The following is a 17,080-nucleotide window of genomic DNA, read 5'->3' on the forward strand; positions in this document are numbered from 1 at the left end:
CTCCGGGACCATTTCATCAAGTGAGATCATTTCCAGTTGATCGCGATTGGTTCCATTCGATTTCGACAGCATATTCATCACCCGTTTTGTAGTCTGTTCATTCGATTATATAAACAGGTACGGTTTGCCTCAATAAGCCATATGGCGGATTGAAGCGGAGGGCCCGAGACACCTGCGGGAAAAGCGTTAGCCGAAGACCCCGCAGAGCGAAGCTCGAGGAGGCTAAGGCAACGCCCGCGGTAAGCGAGGGCCCGCAGCGGAAATCCGGAGGATTTTATGGAAAAGAAAAAACTGCAGACAACGGAGTAATATACTCACTTTGTCTACAGTCTGAAGCAACCTTTACGGTTGCTTTTTTAATTAACAAGGGTTTTACGCTTGATATACTATTGAAATCAAGCCTTTTATGCTTTTCGGGTTGGTAAATACTAGGCTTAGATTCGGAATTCGTTGCAAATGAAACATTATATTATTATTGTGATCAGTAGTCAGAAGAAATGAAATAGATTGACGCTTATGCCCCCATAAGCTACCCTTTTTCTAAAACGTCGTTCAAACAAAAGGGGGAAACATCATGAATGCTAGCAAGGGGTTTCTTACACCGCCTTCCATCGTCTATCTGCAGGGGGCGTTTCAGCAGATCGGCAAGCAGGCGCTGAACTTAAAGGGGAGCAAGGCGCTGATCAGCAGCGATGCCATCATGGACAAGCTCGGGTATGTAGATGAGTGCCGGAAGCTGCTTCAAGATGACGGAATTGAAAGCGCTATCTATATTGGGGTGGCATCAGAACCGACCGATGAGTTTGTAGCCGAGGCGCTGTACATTTTCGGGGAGGAGCGCTGCGACCTGATTATCTCGCTGGGGGGCGGGAGCTGCATCGATACGGCGAAGGCGGTGTCGATCTTGGCGACGAACGGGGGCTATATCGGGGACTACATGGGCGGCCGGAAGCTGGCTGATCAGCGTCCGGTGTCACATATCGCCATTCCGACAACAGCCGGGACCGGAGCGGAAGCGACGGACGTCACCGTGATCACCAACTCCACGACACAGGTGAAGATGATGATCAAGCAGCCCGCGTTCATGCCGGACGCCGCGATTGTCGACCCAATGCTGACACTGTCCACGCCGGATAAAGTAACCGCCGCGACAGGTGTCGACGCGCTCAGCCACGCAGTCGAGGCATACATCTCCAGGAAGGCGCACCCGATGACGGACATGCTGGCTCTCTCCGCCATCCGGCTGATTGCGGCCAATCTCCAGCGGGCTTACGACAATGTATAAGATCTTGAAGCGAAAGAAGCGATGTCGCTGGCGGCACTGCAGGCGGGCATGGCCTTCTCGAACGCTTCCGTCTGCCTGGTCCACGGCATGTCCCGGCCGATCGGCGGTCCCGCACGGCTTCTCCAATGCGATGCTGCTGCCGGCAGTCCTGGAATACAGCAAAGATGCCTGCGTGGAACGGCTGGCGGATATCGGCCGGATCTTCTCTCCGGATGAAGAGATGACCGATGAAGAGGCCGCAGAACGGACCGTTCAAGCAGTGAAGGAACTCTGCCATTCCCTGAACATCCCGAACCTGAAGGAATGGGGCATCGATGAACAGGAATTCATGAACGCCAGAGAAAAAAAGGCCAAAGACGCCCTGGACAGCGGCAGCCCGGCGAACAACCCGAAGGTGCCGACGAGTGAGGAGATTATGGGGCTTTATCAAGTCTGTTATGACTATCTAACGCAGGGGAAAGTGGGCCAAAAGGTGTGGAAAATCGAGTAGCAACGGTGAATCATAATCAATTCACGCTGAATTCTTACGAGCAGGTCCGAAATCCAACCAACGATGGAGGAATCACTCCAAAACAACATGACCCCAACTTTTTCAGCGAACTATCTAGATAAGAGTAAAAAGTATTTGAAAGCCGATTGTTTTTATTGTTTACTACTATAAGTAATTAAATTTTCATCAAATTCAAAAAAGTCGTTGACAGGTATTTGGTTATCTGCGATAGTATTAATCAACTGAGGGATGCGCTTTCATTTTTGGGAAAATAAAATGAAAGCGCGTCTTGCATTTTATCATTAAAGGACATTAAAGGATTTTTCCTTTAAGAGGAGGGGGTGAGGAGTTGAATGTGAAGATTGGGTTTATTGGAAACGATATTTTGTTGCCAACTTTAAATAAAGTGGCAAAGTCTTTAAATGATGTGAAGCTTAGTTATTATTTCTACAACGATGATCAAGAAGCCATAGACAAAGTTAAAGAGGCAGAAAGCAGAGAAGATATTCTGTTATTTGGAGGACCAGTCCCTTATTTTAGAGTGAAAAATTCTTATCAGAGTTCTCTCCCGATGATCTACCTCTCTTATGATGGATCTGCATTTTACAAAGGATTGATGCAGGTTGCCTTTATGGGTGGATGTCATTTGGAACGAATAAGTATTGATGGTATTCAAGAGGCAGCTGTTAGGGATATTTATAAAGAATTAGGCTTATCAAGTCAGGCGATTCATTGTTATGGCAATCCAAGTGAGGAACAAAAAAAACTACGTGAGTTTCACGAAAAGCTTTATAACAAAGGCGTTTCCACTTGCGCAGTCACTTCCGTAAAATCCGTTCATGAGTACTTGGTAATGAATGATATCCCATCAGTCCTTATTTTAGCCACGGAATCTTCAATTAAGGTTGGCATACAGCATTCTGTGCTTGAAAGCCGCTCGCACTACTTTAAGAAATCTCAAATTGCTGTGGGGCATATTCGTTTTTTTGACGAGGTAGACCTATCCGGGTATAGGAGACAACAATTGCATTTGGAGAGGCATCAAAAATTGTTGGAGTATGCCAAGCTGCTAAGTGCGGACTTATTTGCACTTAGTGAAGGGGAATTTGTCTTTTACACCACGAGGGGGATGATCGAGAAAAGGAATATTGATTTTATTGAACGGCTGTATAGAGAGATGGACACTAGCCACGAAAACAGAGTCATCCATGTGGGGCTGGGGTTTGGTACATCTGCTCAGGTGGCAGGTGACCGTGCCAGAAAGTCGCTCGCCTATTCTGCGACTAAGAGAGGCAATCAGTGTTACCTGATACAAGATGAGGAACAAGTAGTCAATATACTTAGTAATCAACAAAAAGAATACCGGACAAGTGATCGGAATGTCTTTGAACTTGCAAAAAAATATGAGGTATCGGCAATGGTCATTCGCCGTGTACTCGAGGCAATGCAGGCGCTCGGGAAGAACCGCCTTACCGCTGAAGAATTGTCAAAGGAACTCAACCAGACCATCAGGAACAGTCGGAGAACTTTGAATGAATTTGTTGAGAAGGGTCTTGCAGTCCAAGCGGGAGAGGAGCATTTTGGGGGCAAAGGAAGGCCTAAGTTTGTGTATCAATTATTAATGAACGAAGTGGGGGAAGAGAATTATGAAGAAAATAAAGTTGGTCAATAACACGGTTAGAGGCACTGGACATCATGCTGATCTGCTGAATTTCTTACAAAAGGACAGCATTGAACCAATCACCCGATTTCATAAAAGCTACGAGGGTTATAACGAGACACCGCTCGTAAGGCTGGAAGAATTGTCCAAGGTTATAGGTGTGAAAGATATTTATGTAAAAGACGAGTCGAAACGTTTTGGGTTAAATGCATTTAAAGTGTTGGGAGGTCTTTATGCAATAGGCCGATATCTTAGTGAAAAAGCCGATATTCCTTTAGAAGAACTCACATTCGAAAGGTTGAATTCAAAAGAACTAAAGAAAAAAGTGGGAAATGTGGTATTTGCCTCAGCCACTGACGGGAATCACGGACGGGGGGTTGCCTGGGCGGCAAAAAAGCTGGGATTTCATGCTGTGATTTACATGCCAAAGGGCTCTTCCTTACGAAGATTAAAGCATATTACCGACACTGGGGCGGAGGGGTTCATCACAGAGTGGAATTATGATGATACCGTCCGATACGTGGCAGAGCAAGCTGAAAAGAATAACTGGGTGGTCGTGCAGGACACTGCATGGGAGGGATATGAAAAGATTCCAGAATGGATCATGCAAGGGTATTCCATGATCGGCGCGGAGTTAGAAGAGCAATTGAAGGAACAAAGACCGACACATCTTTTCCTCCAGGCTGGCGTTGGGTCGTTTGCAGCGGCAGTGTTAGGATATATGGCTCTACTGTATGGAGAGGAATTGCCTAAAACGTATATTGTGGAGCCGGATGTGGCCGATTGCTATTACCAGTCATTTAAGGCTAATAGCAGCCATGCAGTGAACGTCGGAGGGGCCATGCAGACAATCATGGCTGGACTTGCTTGCGGAGAACCGAATGAAACAGCTTGGAACATAATTTCGGAGTATGCTCATGGTGGTTTCTCGTGTGACGACTGGATTGCAGAATTGGGAATGCGGGTGTTGGGGAACCCGTTGGGCGAAGACGACCGGGTAATATCGGGGGAATCGGGAGCAGCTCCAGTGGGGCTCGTGTATGATCTCATGACTGCGGAGGATTCCATTGGAATCGCTAAAGAAATTGGGTTGGATGAAAAGTCTGTGATTCTTGTAATTAGTACGGAAGGCGATACAGATCCAAATCACTACCGAAAAGTGGTTTGGGGTCATATAACTAGCGAAGTGGGGGTTGGACAAATATGACGAACCAGCACAAGCAAGAGCTGCTTCTTAAGATGTGCCAAACTTTAATCCAGAATAAGAGCTATTCCGGAGAAGAAGGTGGTGTAGCAGAAGCAGTAAAAGAAATGTTTCAGTCTCTCGGATACGATGATGTAAAAACTGATGAATATGGAAATGTAATCGGCAGGATCATTGGTGAAAAGCCAGGGCCGGTTGTGCTATTTGACGGTCATATCGATACGGTGCCTGTTAATCAAGAAAACTGGACAGTTCCTCCTTTTGAAGGACTAGTGAAAGATGGAAAGTTATATGGCCGTGGAGCAACAGATATGAAAGGAGCCGTTGCTTGTGCAATCGCAGCAGGAGCATCATTTGCTGAAGCAAATGGGAGAGCATTTGCAGGGGAAATTGCCGTTTCATGCAGCGTGCATGAAGAATGTTTTGAGGGAGTGGCCACCAGAAAAGTCAGTGAAGCAATAAAGCCTGATGTTGTGATCATAGGAGAAGCATCTGGTCTCACCATAAAACATGGGCAGAGGGGCCGTGCGGAAATCGTAGTTGAGACATTTGGTAAGCCTGCTCATTCTTCGAATCCTGATGAGGGGATCAATGCGGTTAATCAGATGATGAAATTAACAGGGAAAATTAGTGAACTCCCAAAGCCCACCCATTCTGTTCTTGGAGAAGGAATCTTGGAGCTTACGGATATCAAATCAGCTCCGTATCCTGGAGCTTCGGTTGTTCCTCACTATTGCAAAGTCACATATGACCGAAGAACATTGGTGAATGAAACGAAAGAAAGCATTTTAGCCCCGATTCAGCAGATAATTGATGAATTTTCTGCAAAGGATCCGAACTTTAAAGCAAAAGTCTCATTTGCTACGGGGGAAGCGAAATGTTATACCGGGAATTTGATAAAGGCTGAGCGCTACTTCCCAGCTTGGTTGCTGGATCCTGAGGATCCCTTGATTCAAGCGTTGCGTGATAGCCTAAAATCAAAAGGGTTTTCAGAAAATCTCTCTCATTATGCTTTCTGTACCAATGGAAGCCATTTTGCCGGAGAGGCTGGTATTAAGACAATCGGATTTGGACCATCAATTGAGACTCTAGCTCATACAGACGACGAGTATATCGAACTAGAAGCGCTATATAGTGCCTTTGAGGGATATATTGCGATATTCGAAACCCTATGCTTGCAAGAAATTGCGACACTGAAAGGTGGACAACTTTATGTATGATCTCCTACTTAAGAACGCAAAAATTATTGATGGAACGGGCTCACCATGGTATTACGGGGACATTGCAATTGGAGGTGGACAGATAAAGAAAATTGGAAAGCTCGATGTAGCCGCAAATCGAACCATTGATGTGGGAAAGAAGGTAGTAAGTCCAGGATTTATTGATATGCATACTCACTCTGACTTGGTGATCTTGGATCGCCCTATGATTGAAGAGAAAATACGTCAGGGAATCACAACAGACCTGTTAGGGCAGGATGGCATTGCTGCAGCTCCGTTACCAGTTGAATACTTAACAGACTGGCAGAATAATCTGGCCGGTCTTGATGGAACACCACCAATCCAATGGAACTTCACTACAATAGCAGAGTATTTGGAGCAAATTGAATTAAAACAGCCAAGCTATAATCTCGCGACACTTGCACCGCATGGAAATATTCGAATGGAAGTCATGGGACTTGCTAACCGTCCTGCAACAGACGAAGAGATTTCCCAAATGCAAGAGGTTCTGCGCCGATCTTTGGATGAGGGAGCGGTTGGTCTTTCTACAGGCCTCATCTATCCTCCCTGCTGTTTCGCAGAAATGAAAGAATTGGAGGCGCTCTGTCAAGTAATTGCAGAATATGGTGCCCCTTTGGTTATTCATCAGCGTAGTGAAGGTGATGAAATTCTTGAGTCGATGGATGAACTTATTACAATGATGAAACGTTGCGGTGCTCATCTCCATTTCTCACACTTAAAGAACTGTGGAAAAGATAACTGGTACAAGACCCCGGATGTCCTGAGAAAAATTGATGAGGCTAGAAATGAGGGGTTGGAGGTAACGTTTGACCAATATCCTTATACAGCGGGAAGCACGATGCTAAGTGCTATTCTCCCTCCGTGGGCACATGATGGCGGATCGGAAGCCATGCTAGAACGCCTGCAAGACCGCGCCCTTAGAGACCGGATGGTAGCGGAGATGGAAACTGCAGGAAAGGGTTGGGACAGTATGTCTAAATGGGCAGGCTGGGATGGAATTGTCATTACTTCTGTAGCTTCTACTAACAGGCAGTCCTGTGTCGGCAAAACAATTAGAGAAATTGCTATGGAAGAGGGAAGGAAGGATTATGCGTATGTAGCGCTCGATCTAATTTTGAGTGAGCGAAACGCTGTTGGGATGATTGATTTTGTAATGAATGAAGAATCTGTAAAACAAATCTTGGCACACCCGGCTGGTACAATCGGCAGTGATGGTCTTCTCGGCGGTGAACCCCACCCGAGAGCCTATGGATCCTTCCCGCGTGTTCTAGGTAAGTATGTAAGAGAGGAGAACATCACCAGCCTGGAAGAGATGATTCGTCGGATGACCTCCCAACCTGCTCGGATCATCGGTCTTCAAGATCGGGGAATTGTCAGAGAGGGGTTAAGGGCGGACCTAGTTGTCTTTAATCCGGAGACGGTTTCTGATCGGGCAACATACGATAATCCTAAACAATTTAATGAAGGTATCTTGTTTGTTATTGTAGGAGGCCATGTTGTGATAGATGGGCCAAAAGCGATAGACCAAGGTTCAGGAGAGGTTATCCGACGAGCATACAATAAAGATAGAGAATCTATTCTGGAGCAAATCCAATAAGGACACCCAAAATGGAGGAGATCTGAGTGGGGACGAATATGGTGGTTATTTCCGTAGTTGTAGTCTACCTTGCGGTCATGGTCCTAATTGGTTATTTAGCATCCAGAAAGATACAAAACAACGAAGATTTCTTAGTAGCTGGCCGGAAAATGGGACCATGGTTGCTTGCTGGAAGTCTTGCTGCCACAGAAGTAGGTGGAGGCTCAACAATGGGTGTTGTGGAAAAAGCTTATGGAGATTGGGGCTTCTCAGCATTTTGGTATGTTAGTGCTATGGCAGTATCATTTATCGTTCTTGCCTTCATCGCTCCTATGCTTCGCAGAGCGATGGTTAAGACGGTACCGGAGTATTTTACGAAGCGCTATGGGAAGAAAAATGGATTGGTTACAGCGATTATCATGATGTTGCCGATGGTGGGTCTGACAGCAGTTCAGATTATCGCTTCGTCTACGATTCTTTCAGTAATGACGGGTTGGGATTATACCCTATCTGCTTTCATCGTCACTGCAGTCGTAGCTGTATACAGTGTAATGGGCGGGATGTACAGTGTAGTCTATACAGATGTTGTACAATGGCTGCTCATCTTGGTTGGTATGGCATTAATCATCCCATTTGCACTGGATGCAGGCGGTGGCTTTACAGCGTTGACTGCCGATGTCCCTGAAGCCAAATGGAGCATGACTGACGGTACTGGAATAGGGACAATTACTGCACTGGTGATTATGTATATCGCTTCATTTACTGTCGGCCAGGAAGCCGTCCAGCGCTACTATTCTGCAAAAGATGAGAAGGCGGCGCGAAACGCTTCAATTATTACCTCGATTGTTTATGCGATCTTTGCTTTTATTCCGGCATTCATTGGGATCCTTATGTACGGCATGGTGCAAAATGGTCTCATTGACGGTAGCGTTATGGCTGAACAGGGTGCTAACTACGCATTACCTTTAATGGCAGTGGAAGTCCTCCCATCTTTTGTCGTTGGAATGCTATTTGCAGCTTTAATATCGGCCACAATGTCTAGTGCATCTAGTAACTTGCTTGCGGCAGGGTCCATCTTTACCAATGACATCTACAGCCAATACTTCAATAAGAATGCTGATGATAAACAACTACTTAAAATGATCCGTTGGACAATGTTCATCGTGTGTGGACTAAGTCTGATCATAGCTGTAGCTAACTTCACAGATATCATTACACTGCTTGTCTTCTCGTTCACCTTACGAGCAGGGGGTGCGTTTATCCCTTATGTAGTGGGACATTTTTGGGAGCGTGCAACAGCTGCTGGTAGTATGGCCTCGTTGATATTAGGCAGTATTACTGTTGCTCTAGCCGAAAATGGTATTGTGGGCTTCGGCGGATTGGATCCTATTTTTCCGGCATTGGCGGTCAGCATCATTACATTCTTTGGGGTGTCACTGTTAACTAAAAATAAGCCATCAGAAATGATAGATGGTGAAGAGGCGGACATCCCAGAAGCGCGATTGTCAAAGACATTCGAATGAATTGAAAGCGGTTTCAGGTAGTTTGATATTGATCTGGGAACAAAAAAGCAGCTATCCCCGGCTGCTTTTTCTCATTCTCCAATAATTCCACGGTTTCCCGGAAGACGTGAGCTTTAGTTCAGGTTCTTGCAGATCACCAAGTACCGCATGCTTCTCGCACTGCGTAATCGTCCCGGGTGTCCGGCGATCATAAACTCACTGATCAGATATCCAGCCTAAGATGCCGGCTGTCGGTGAGAAAAATAGTGATCCTTACGAGCGGATATTGGCTCATCTGGACAAACATAATACAAAAACTCATATGTGGCGTTTCCGCTTTAACATGAAGACCGGAAAGACGACCGAGCAATGCATTGATGACGAAGTGACTGAGTTCCCAGTGGTCAATAACCACTATGTGGGCTATCAGTACCGCTACAGCTACAACACCCTTTTCGAGAAAGGAAACTGGCTGTTCATCGGTATCAAGAAATATGATTTACTGACCGGAAACGCAACCCGCTATGAATATGGAGAAGGACGGTATGGAGATGAACCGCAGATTGCCCTAAGACCAAACCCGAAGGCGGAAGATGATGGTTATGTGATTACGATGGTGCTCGACATGAAGAATAATCAGTCCGAAGTTCTGATTTTGGGCGCTGCGGAAATTGAGCGCGGACCCATTGCCCGAATCATTCTTCCTCATGTTGTACAAACCGGAACACATGCATGTTGGGTAGAGGGAGAGCGTCTTTACCGAGAAAATCCGGTTAGATGACAAAGGAGGGGATGACAATGAGCCAGCTTATGCTCGTGCCCGGACTAAATAATACCCGAGATATTTGGAGCTAAGTTGAAGCCGGGCTTCCGGAATGTTTGAGCATTCTCTCTGTTGATGTACCGGACGTTGATTCTTTGGGTATCATTGCTGACCGACTCCTTGAAAAGGTTGATCAACCGTCGTATCTATGCGGGTTTTCGTTCGGTGGGTATGTCGTACTGGAGATGTATCGGAAGGCGCCTGAACTTGTGAAAGGCCTTATACTGATGGGTTCCACTACCGAAGCAGACACGACGGCGCAATTCGAAGGACGGAAAAATTCCATCGGCCGCGCCCGAAGAGGAGAATACTTCGACATGGTTGAAGCAAACGCTTCACTTACCTTTTCACCCGCCGGGTTGGAAGACACACAGTTGATGGAGAAGAGAAAGAAAATTGTCCGGGATTATGGGCCGGAGCGATTTATCAGCCATGTTACGGCTGCCATGCACCGTCAGGATTATACGGAACTGCTCTCTCATGCAAATCTCCCTGTTCTTATTGTGGCAGGCGGAGAGGACCGGCTGTTTTCTCCGGAGCGGCTGAAGGAACTGGCCGGCCGAATCCCGGGTGCAGACTTCGAAATTATTGAAAAAACTGGACACATGATGCCAATGGAACAGCCGCAACAGATTGTCCAAGTTTTGGGGCAGTGGATTCAAAATCAAGAAGGAAAGAAGGGGTGAACCGTGGAAAAACTGGTGATTACACTAGCGCCAAACGGTGGTCTTCATATGAAAGGAAACAACCCGAATATCCCGCTGACAACCGATGAAATTGCCGAAGACGTCTCAAAGGCTTGCGAGGCAGGTGCTTCCATCCTGCATCTTCATGTCCGGGGAAATGATGGCACACCGACCGCAGAATTGGATGTTCTCAAAGAAGCCGTCCAAAAGATTCAAGAGAAGTGTGACATTCTGATCGGATTGACGACTGCCTCCAAGCTGAATGGCACCGAAGAAGAACGTCTTGGCATTTGTCGGCTATCTCCCCAGCTTGCCTCGCTTAATGTGGGTTCTCTAAATTTTGGAGAGGTGGCTTTCATTAACACGCCTGAATATTTAAGGAAAGCAGCGAAGACGATGCAGGAAGCGAAAATCAAGCCCGAGCTGGAAGTGTTTGATCTGGGGATGATGGAAAATGCCAAAAAACTGATTGCAGAAGGACTCATCTCCCCGCCCTATCACTTCCAATTCATCCTTGGTGCTCCAGGGGGAGCGCCTGCAACACCGAGAGCACTGCTCAGCTATATTGATCATCTTCCCGAGAACTCCACTTGGGGTGTAATCGCACTTCAAAACCAATTGCTTCTCCATACAATGGCCATCGGAATGGGCGGACATGTAAGGGTCGGCATGGAAGATTCCATTCATTACAAGCCGGGTGAATTGGCCGAATCCAACGCTCAGCTTGTCAGCCGCCTTGTACAAATTGCCAAAGAACTTGGACGCGAAGTTGCCACTCCTGATGAAACGGAAGAAATTTACCAGCTCCCGCGTCGCCGTATCAAATCCAATACAGCTATTAAAAGCTAAGCGTGAAAGGCAGGCTGCAATCGCCTGCTTTTTCGTCTGTTTTCCTCCTCATGTTAGGCGTAATGGGAAGTGTGGTAAAATGATGACGATTGATATAGTGGACTCGAATGGCGCCGCAAAGATCAGGAGGGAGTTCGTGAATTCACTCGCATATGCTATTTTAGGGATCTTATCCAGGATGAATGCATCAGGAAATGAAATTGGAAAAAACTTGAACTGCTTTGGGCGGCGAACCTTAGTCAAATCTATCCTTTGCTCTCCAAGTTGGAAAAAAAGGGATACGTTCAGCACGGAGTGATCGAACAGCAAGGTAAGCCAAACAAAAAGGAGTACTACATTACAGACAATGGCCGTTCCAAGTTAAAAGAGTGGATAGAAGACGAAAAACCTTCGGAGCCTATTTTCAGAGATGAATTCATCATCAAGATTTATTCATCATGGCTGTCAGGACCCGAAACTACGATTACACTTCTCAAGGAACGGCAACACTTCACTGAAGAACTGGAAAAACTCAAAAATGATCAGGATGCCGATTTTACTGACTACCAAAAAGGCTATTCAAGCAGATACTATTTGTTGTCAAGAAGGCTTGCCATTATTAACATTGAACTGGAATGGACAGACCGTCTGCTTAAGAGTCTGCTGGCGCAGATGACCGGATCTGCCAACAAATAAAATCATGATACCCTTGTTTGCCGCGAGTGTGATGTGGTGGACGAGGGTATTGCTTTGTCGGCTTTCAGAAAATGTCACTCTTGACGATCAGCTTGATAAGCAGGATTCGACATCAATCGAATCGAAGAAAAGGAAAGATAATTTTGTATGCAACGTGGAGGGGAGGGGGCATCGTGGCCATCGGTCTTGTGTATCATTCCATCGCGGTTATCACGATGATGATCATGATCGGCGCTCAATTGACGCGGACGTTCCATTTTAATGAAGACACAAGGAATGTGTTCATCAGCCTGATAGTAAATGTGGGAATGCCCTGCATTATCTTATCGAGTATTTTTCAGGTGGAGATTGACGGGAGCCTGCTGAAGAAAATTTTGTTTGTGTGTCCTTTCGGTATTTGTTAATGTGGCGGGAATTGGAATTGGCTACCTGTTTGCCGTGCTATTCCACAAGAAAGTCAACCGGACAAAAGAACTTGCGCTGTTGTCGGGTCTCGGCAATACCGGGTTTATCGGCATTCCGCTGTGCGCCGTCCTGCTCGGTCCGGAGGGCGCCCTGTATGCGGCGATGTTCGATGCGGGTGTGGATGTGACGCTCTGGACGCTCGGCGCCTTTATGCTCCAGAAGGACCGGCGGATCGGCCTCGGGATGCTCAGGACCATGATCAACACACCAATCATCGCCATCGTGGCAGGGCTGGGAATGGCCGCTGCCCGGTTCCGGCCGCCCGAAGTGCTGGTCGACCTGATTGACCGGCTGGCCGCCATCGCCGCTCCGCTCGCCATGTTCTACATCGGCATCCTCGTCATGACCCTCTTCAGAAAAAGGGCGGAAGGCAGTCTCGGACAGAAAAAGGCCACCCTCTGGTTGCCCGTCTCCGTCAAGCTGATCATTCTTCCGGTGTTTGCAGCGATGCTTGGCAAAGGGCTGGCGCTGGACGCGACCATGCTGCAGACGGTCATGATCCAATCGATGATGCCGACGCTGACGCTCGCTTCCATGCTCTTCGCCAAGTACTCGGCAGACGAGGAGATGGGCGCCATCACGACCGTCTGCTCGACACTCGTGGCTTTGCTGACAATTCCACTCATGATTTACGCACTGAATGCGTGGGTGGTTGGAGGATGACAGACTGCCTCGGGAGGAGCTGGGGGAGCGCATGGACAAAGGCTGCAGGTTATTATAGTAGGAATAAGAAATGCTGGGTTCTTGAAGCTGGCGAAGCTTCCGATGCTTTTGCCGCGCTTACTGTCAATCGGATAGGATTTCTGATAGTAGATAACAACTTGGATATAATACAAATCAAAAGAAAAGCAGCCACCCCGGCTGCTTTTCCTCATTCCTCAATAATTCAACTGTTTCCCGGAAGGCGTGATCTTCATTTCGGGTTCTCCTAGATCCCCAAGTTCCGCATGCTCCTCGTACTGCGTCACCGTCCGGGTATCCGGCGAGAAGATGGACAGAATCAGGGAGATCAGGAGTCCGCCGATCATGAAGCCGCCGAACAGGTACGGGGCGGCGCCGAACCGGTCGCCCATGGTGGCCCAGAGCATCGGGCCGAAGCCGACGATGGCGGCGGCGACCTGGTAGCCGAGCGAGAGTCCGGTGTAGCGGACGTTGGCCGGGAACAGTTCGGAGAAGAACGTTCCCTGTGTGGCGAAGATCGATGCCCATACGACGCCGAGCAGGAGGATCTGCATCGTGAAGAACCAGCCGGTGCCTGCAGGGACTGCCAGGAAGTACGGGATGGCAAGTGCAATCATGGCGACAAGGCCTGCGATGTAGATGGTTCTGCGGCCGATAAAGTCGGAGATGTAGCCGACGATCGGGATCGTGATGATCATCGTGGCGCAGCTGAGTGTCAGGGCAAGAAGGGCCTGGTCACGGGAATACCCGACGTAGGTTGTCGCGTAGACGAGGATGAATGACATCAGGAAGACATTGAAGAATCCGTCGCCGAGTTTCAGGCCGATCACACGGAACAGGTCCTTTTTGTTGTTGCGGAACAGGTCGGCCACCGGAATCTTTGCGATCTGTCCGGATTCTTTTTTCTTCTGGAATTCCGGTGTTTCTTCAATGGTGCTCCGGATCCAGATGGCGAGTACAATCAGGACGGCACTAAAGAGGAACGGAATCCGCCATCCCCAGGCCATGAATTGCGCTTCCGTGGTAAACGCACTAATGGCCGTGAAGCTGAATGTTCCGAGGACGAGACCGATCGGTACGCCCAGCTGCGGGATGGAGCCGAACAGGCCGCGGAGCCCTTTGCGCGCCGATTCTGTTGCGAGAAGAACGGCGCCGCCCCATTCTCCGCCGAGAGCGATGCCCTGGATAAGGCGCAGGAGGACAAGGAGGGCGGGTGCGAGCACACCGACCTGGGCATAGGTGGGGAGGAGTCCAATTAAGAAGGAGCTGCCGCCCATCCCGATCAGGGTCAGCATCAGTGAAGCTTTTCGCCCGATCCTGTCCCCGATGTGGCCGAAGATGATACTGCCGATCGGCCGCGCCGCATAGCCCGCCCCGAATGTCGCGAAGGCAATCAGGATGGAGATGGCCGGGTCATGGTTGGGGAAGAACAGGGTCGAGAACACGAGGGCGGTCGCGGTCCCGTACAAATAGAAGTCGTACCATTCAATGACAGAACCCGAGAGGCTGGCCAGCAGGACTTTTCCTTTTTTCATATGGATGCCTTCTTCCTATATATAGTGTAATTCTCAAGCGAGGACGGATTGGCGGATCAGGTGCTTCTGAATTTTTCCGACGGCCGTTCTCGGGAAGTCTTGAACCACATCGATGGTGTCCGGCACTTTGAAATTGGCGAGACGTTCCCGGCAGTAGTCCAGCAGTTCTTCGGAAGTGGCGCACGCGCCGTCGTGCAGGATGACAAACGCCTTGATGGCTTCGTCTTTGATCGGGTCCGGCACGCCGACGACGGCAGCTTCATAGACTGCTTCGTGATCGGTCAGAACACTTTCCACTTCGCCGGCCGCGACGTTCTCGCCGGAGCGCTTGATCATATCCTTCAGGCGGTCGACAAAGTAGAAGCGGCCGTCTTCCCCGAGCCGGGCGTTGTCGCCGGTCAACAACCAGCCGTTCTGGACGGTGGCGGCAGTGGCTTCGGGATTCTTGAAATAGCCTTTCATGATGGTCCGTCCAGGGACACCTTTCACTGCAATCTGTCCGGTTTGTCCAGCAGGAACCTCGTTGCCTTCCTCGTCGATCAGCTTCACTTCATATCCTAGAGTCGGACGCCCGATGCTCAGGTTGTTGGGCGTTCCGTGCGGCTGATTCATCAGCGGGATCCCGACGGTTTCGGTCATGCCGTACAGCTGATACAGGAGGGTGTTGAACTGATCCTCGAACTGGTCGAGCTCCTGCTGTCCGACCGACTGGGCAAACAAGATGAGGCGGAGCGGGTTGTCCCGGTCCGCCGGGTCGTACTCCTTGGAGAGAATCATGCGGATCGGAGCGGCGAAGAGGGAACCGACTGTCCCGCCGAGCGCCTTGGCCTGCTTGAAGTAGCGGGAAGCGCTGAACTTCTCGGTGAGCGCAATGCTTCCGCCCGCCATCAGTGCCGGCATGCAGGTGTAGTACTGCGCGTTGCCGTGGAACATGGGGAGCACAGTGAATGTCCGGTCGTCCGGCGTGAGCCCGATTGTCTTGGACATCAGCTCACCGGTGAAAATGTAATTCGCATTCGTCACCTGGACGCCTTTTGGCTTGGACGTCGTGCCGGAAGTGTAAAGCATGCCGACAACGTCTTCTGCGTGGACTTCGGGAAATTCTAAGCTGAGCTGTCTGCCTTCTTCAACAAGCTGATCGAAAGAATGGGTGCCTTCGTGGCCGTTGGAGCGTGTCAGTATGGTATGCCGGATATTCGGGATCTCGTCTTTGATGTTTGTGAACTTCTCCAGGTATTCTTCTTCGGTGATGAGCAAAACCGAATCCGAGTGGTTGATCAGATAGTTCATCTCGTCTGCGGTTGAGAGGATATTGGTCGGCACCATGACGGCCCCAAGCTTTGCCGCTGCAAACCAGATTGTCAGGAACTCCGTGTTGTTCGGCAGGTGGACGGTGAAATGGTCTCCCTTTTGGATACCGAGCTTGAGGAGCGAGCGGCTGAACGCGAGTACTTCCTCGTGAAACTCACTGTATGTCTTGCGCGTCTGGTTGCCCTTCGCGTCTTCGAATGCGATGAACTCTTTGTTCCCGTACTGCTCCGCCTTTTCCTTCAGAAGCGTGCTGAGCGTCCGGTTTCCGATGATATCCATGATGTGCCCTCCTTCATTAAAGCGCTTACAACTTTCATAGACCGCGGTCTTGGACTATAGTCTATAATATAAGCAATAGATGAATGATCTGTCAATAATATTTTGAATAATTACTATATAAGACTTGAAAGGAGAGCGACATGACCATCACAAACCGGCAAACCCAGGCAGAACAGACCAGGCAGCGCCTGTTCGACACCGCACTTGAACTGTTCAAGAAGAAAGGCTTCGACAACGTCAGCGTCGATGAAATCGTCAAGCAGAGCAACAGCTCCAAAGGCGCTTTCTACGGCCACTTCAAATCCAAATACGGCATCTTCATCGAGAAATTTAAAGAGATCGACTCCTTCTACGAAGAATTCGTCGGGACGATTCCGGAAGAGGCTACTTTTAAGGGAAAAATCCTCCTCCTGTTTGAAGGGCAAATGGACTACCTCGCAAACATCCTCGGCAAAGACCTGATGAGAACCGTCTACATCAGCGGTCTCAACGACACCGATGAAAACTTCTTCGCCAACTCCGAACGGAGCCTGTACCGCATTGTGAGGGGAATGATCAACGAAGCGATCGAGCGGGGAGAACTGCAGGGGGCCGTCGACATCCAGCAGCTCACCTGGCAGATCACCCGCTGCATGCGCGGGACGCTTTATGACTGGCATGCATTCGGGGAGGCGTTTGATCTTCAGAAGGAGAGCAGGATGTATATCGAGGTGTTTATGGATGGGGTGATGGGGAGATACGGGGTCAACGAGTGATTACCTAAGTCACCCGAGTGTTTACCGGGGCTCCGACTCCCATATAACTCCATACAAAAAGGA

The 17,080-nt window shown here is 48.8% G+C and carries 14 protein-coding genes and 1 pseudogene; 13 read left to right on the forward strand and 2 right to left on the reverse strand.

The window, feature by feature from the left end; all coding sequences use genetic code 11:
• The first annotated feature begins 574 nt into the window (after positions 1–574).
• The 12 genes and pseudogenes from BLT01_RS12490 to BLT01_RS12545 all read left to right on the forward strand — a co-directional run bounded on the left by BLT01_RS12490 (position 575) and on the right by BLT01_RS12545 (position 13,119).
• Positions 575–1,775: pseudogene (locus tag BLT01_RS12490) on the forward strand (iron-containing alcohol dehydrogenase).
• Positions 1,776–2,124: 349 nt separating this feature from the next.
• Positions 2,125–3,447 carry a helix-turn-helix domain-containing protein gene (locus BLT01_RS12495; protein ID WP_092098265.1) on the forward strand — a complete coding sequence of 441 codons (1,323 nt, stop codon included), beginning with the start codon at positions 2,125–2,127 and terminating at the stop codon, positions 3,445–3,447.
• Positions 3,422–4,642, forward strand: coding sequence for a diaminopropionate ammonia-lyase (gene dpaL, locus BLT01_RS12500; protein WP_218123200.1), 1,221 nt, complete (start codon positions 3,422–3,424; stop codon positions 4,640–4,642). Before BLT01_RS12495 ends, dpaL begins: the two co-directional genes overlap by 26 nt.
• Positions 4,639–5,859, forward strand: coding sequence for a YgeY family selenium metabolism-linked hydrolase (locus tag BLT01_RS12505; RefSeq protein WP_092098270.1), 1,221 nt, complete (start codon positions 4,639–4,641; stop codon positions 5,857–5,859). Before dpaL ends, BLT01_RS12505 begins: the two co-directional genes overlap by 4 nt.
• On the forward strand, positions 5,852–7,477 hold the full coding sequence (locus BLT01_RS12510; protein WP_092098272.1) for an N-acyl-D-amino-acid deacylase family protein: 1,626 nt from the start codon (positions 5,852–5,854) through the stop codon (positions 7,475–7,477). The genes BLT01_RS12505 and BLT01_RS12510 overlap by 8 nt, the downstream gene beginning before the upstream one ends.
• Before the next feature lie 26 nt (positions 7,478–7,503).
• Positions 7,504–8,979: a sodium:solute symporter family protein gene (locus BLT01_RS12515; protein WP_092098275.1), complete on the forward strand. Its 1,476-nt coding sequence runs from the start codon at positions 7,504–7,506 to the stop codon at positions 8,977–8,979.
• Between the two features lie 220 nt (positions 8,980–9,199).
• Entirely contained in the window at positions 9,200–9,739 is a 540-nt protein-coding gene (locus BLT01_RS12520) for a carotenoid oxygenase family protein (protein WP_092098277.1), read from the forward strand.
• A 98-nt stretch (positions 9,740–9,837) separates the two neighbouring features.
• On the forward strand, positions 9,838–10,467 hold the full coding sequence (locus BLT01_RS12525) for an alpha/beta fold hydrolase (RefSeq protein ID WP_092098280.1): 630 nt from the start codon (positions 9,838–9,840) through the stop codon (positions 10,465–10,467).
• 3 nt (positions 10,468–10,470) lie between these two features.
• The gene (locus BLT01_RS12530) at positions 10,471–11,316 is read left to right on the forward strand and encodes a BKACE family enzyme (protein WP_092098282.1); all 846 of its coding nucleotides are present in this window, start codon (positions 10,471–10,473) and stop codon (positions 11,314–11,316) included.
• Between the two features lie 216 nt (positions 11,317–11,532).
• The gene (locus BLT01_RS15330; RefSeq protein ID WP_281241523.1) at positions 11,533–11,991 is read left to right on the forward strand and encodes a PadR family transcriptional regulator; all 459 of its coding nucleotides are present in this window, start codon (positions 11,533–11,535) and stop codon (positions 11,989–11,991) included.
• A gap of 173 nt (positions 11,992–12,164) precedes the next feature.
• Complete coding sequence (locus BLT01_RS12540; RefSeq protein WP_125903827.1) at positions 12,165–12,395, forward strand: hypothetical protein; 231 nt, start codon at positions 12,165–12,167, stop codon at positions 12,393–12,395.
• A gap of 1 nt (position 12,396) precedes the next feature.
• Positions 12,397–13,119: an AEC family transporter gene (locus tag BLT01_RS12545; RefSeq protein WP_176765147.1), complete on the forward strand. Its 723-nt coding sequence runs from the start codon at positions 12,397–12,399 to the stop codon at positions 13,117–13,119.
• Positions 13,120–13,334: 215 nt separating this feature from the next.
• On the opposite strand, the gene BLT01_RS12550 is transcribed toward BLT01_RS12545, so the two are convergent.
• Positions 13,335–14,672 (reverse strand): MFS transporter, encoded by a 1,338-nt coding sequence (locus tag BLT01_RS12550; protein ID WP_092098291.1) that lies wholly within the window; start codon positions 14,670–14,672, stop codon positions 13,335–13,337.
• Positions 14,673–14,705: 33 nt separating this feature from the next.
• Complete coding sequence (locus tag BLT01_RS12555) at positions 14,706–16,262, reverse strand: AMP-binding protein (protein ID WP_092098293.1); 1,557 nt, start codon at positions 16,260–16,262, stop codon at positions 14,706–14,708.
• A 140-nt stretch (positions 16,263–16,402) separates the two neighbouring features.
• Here BLT01_RS12555 and BLT01_RS12560 point away from each other — a divergent pair, with 140 nt between their 5' ends.
• A complete protein-coding gene (locus BLT01_RS12560) occupies positions 16,403–17,017 on the forward strand; it encodes a TetR/AcrR family transcriptional regulator (protein WP_092098295.1) in 615 nt (204 codons plus the stop codon).
• The last annotated feature ends 63 nt before the right edge of the window (positions 17,018–17,080 follow it).

The sequence above is a fragment of the Bhargavaea beijingensis genome, from assembly GCF_900101985.1.
GTDB classification, from domain to species: domain Bacteria; phylum Bacillota; class Bacilli; order Bacillales_A; family Planococcaceae; genus Bhargavaea; species Bhargavaea beijingensis.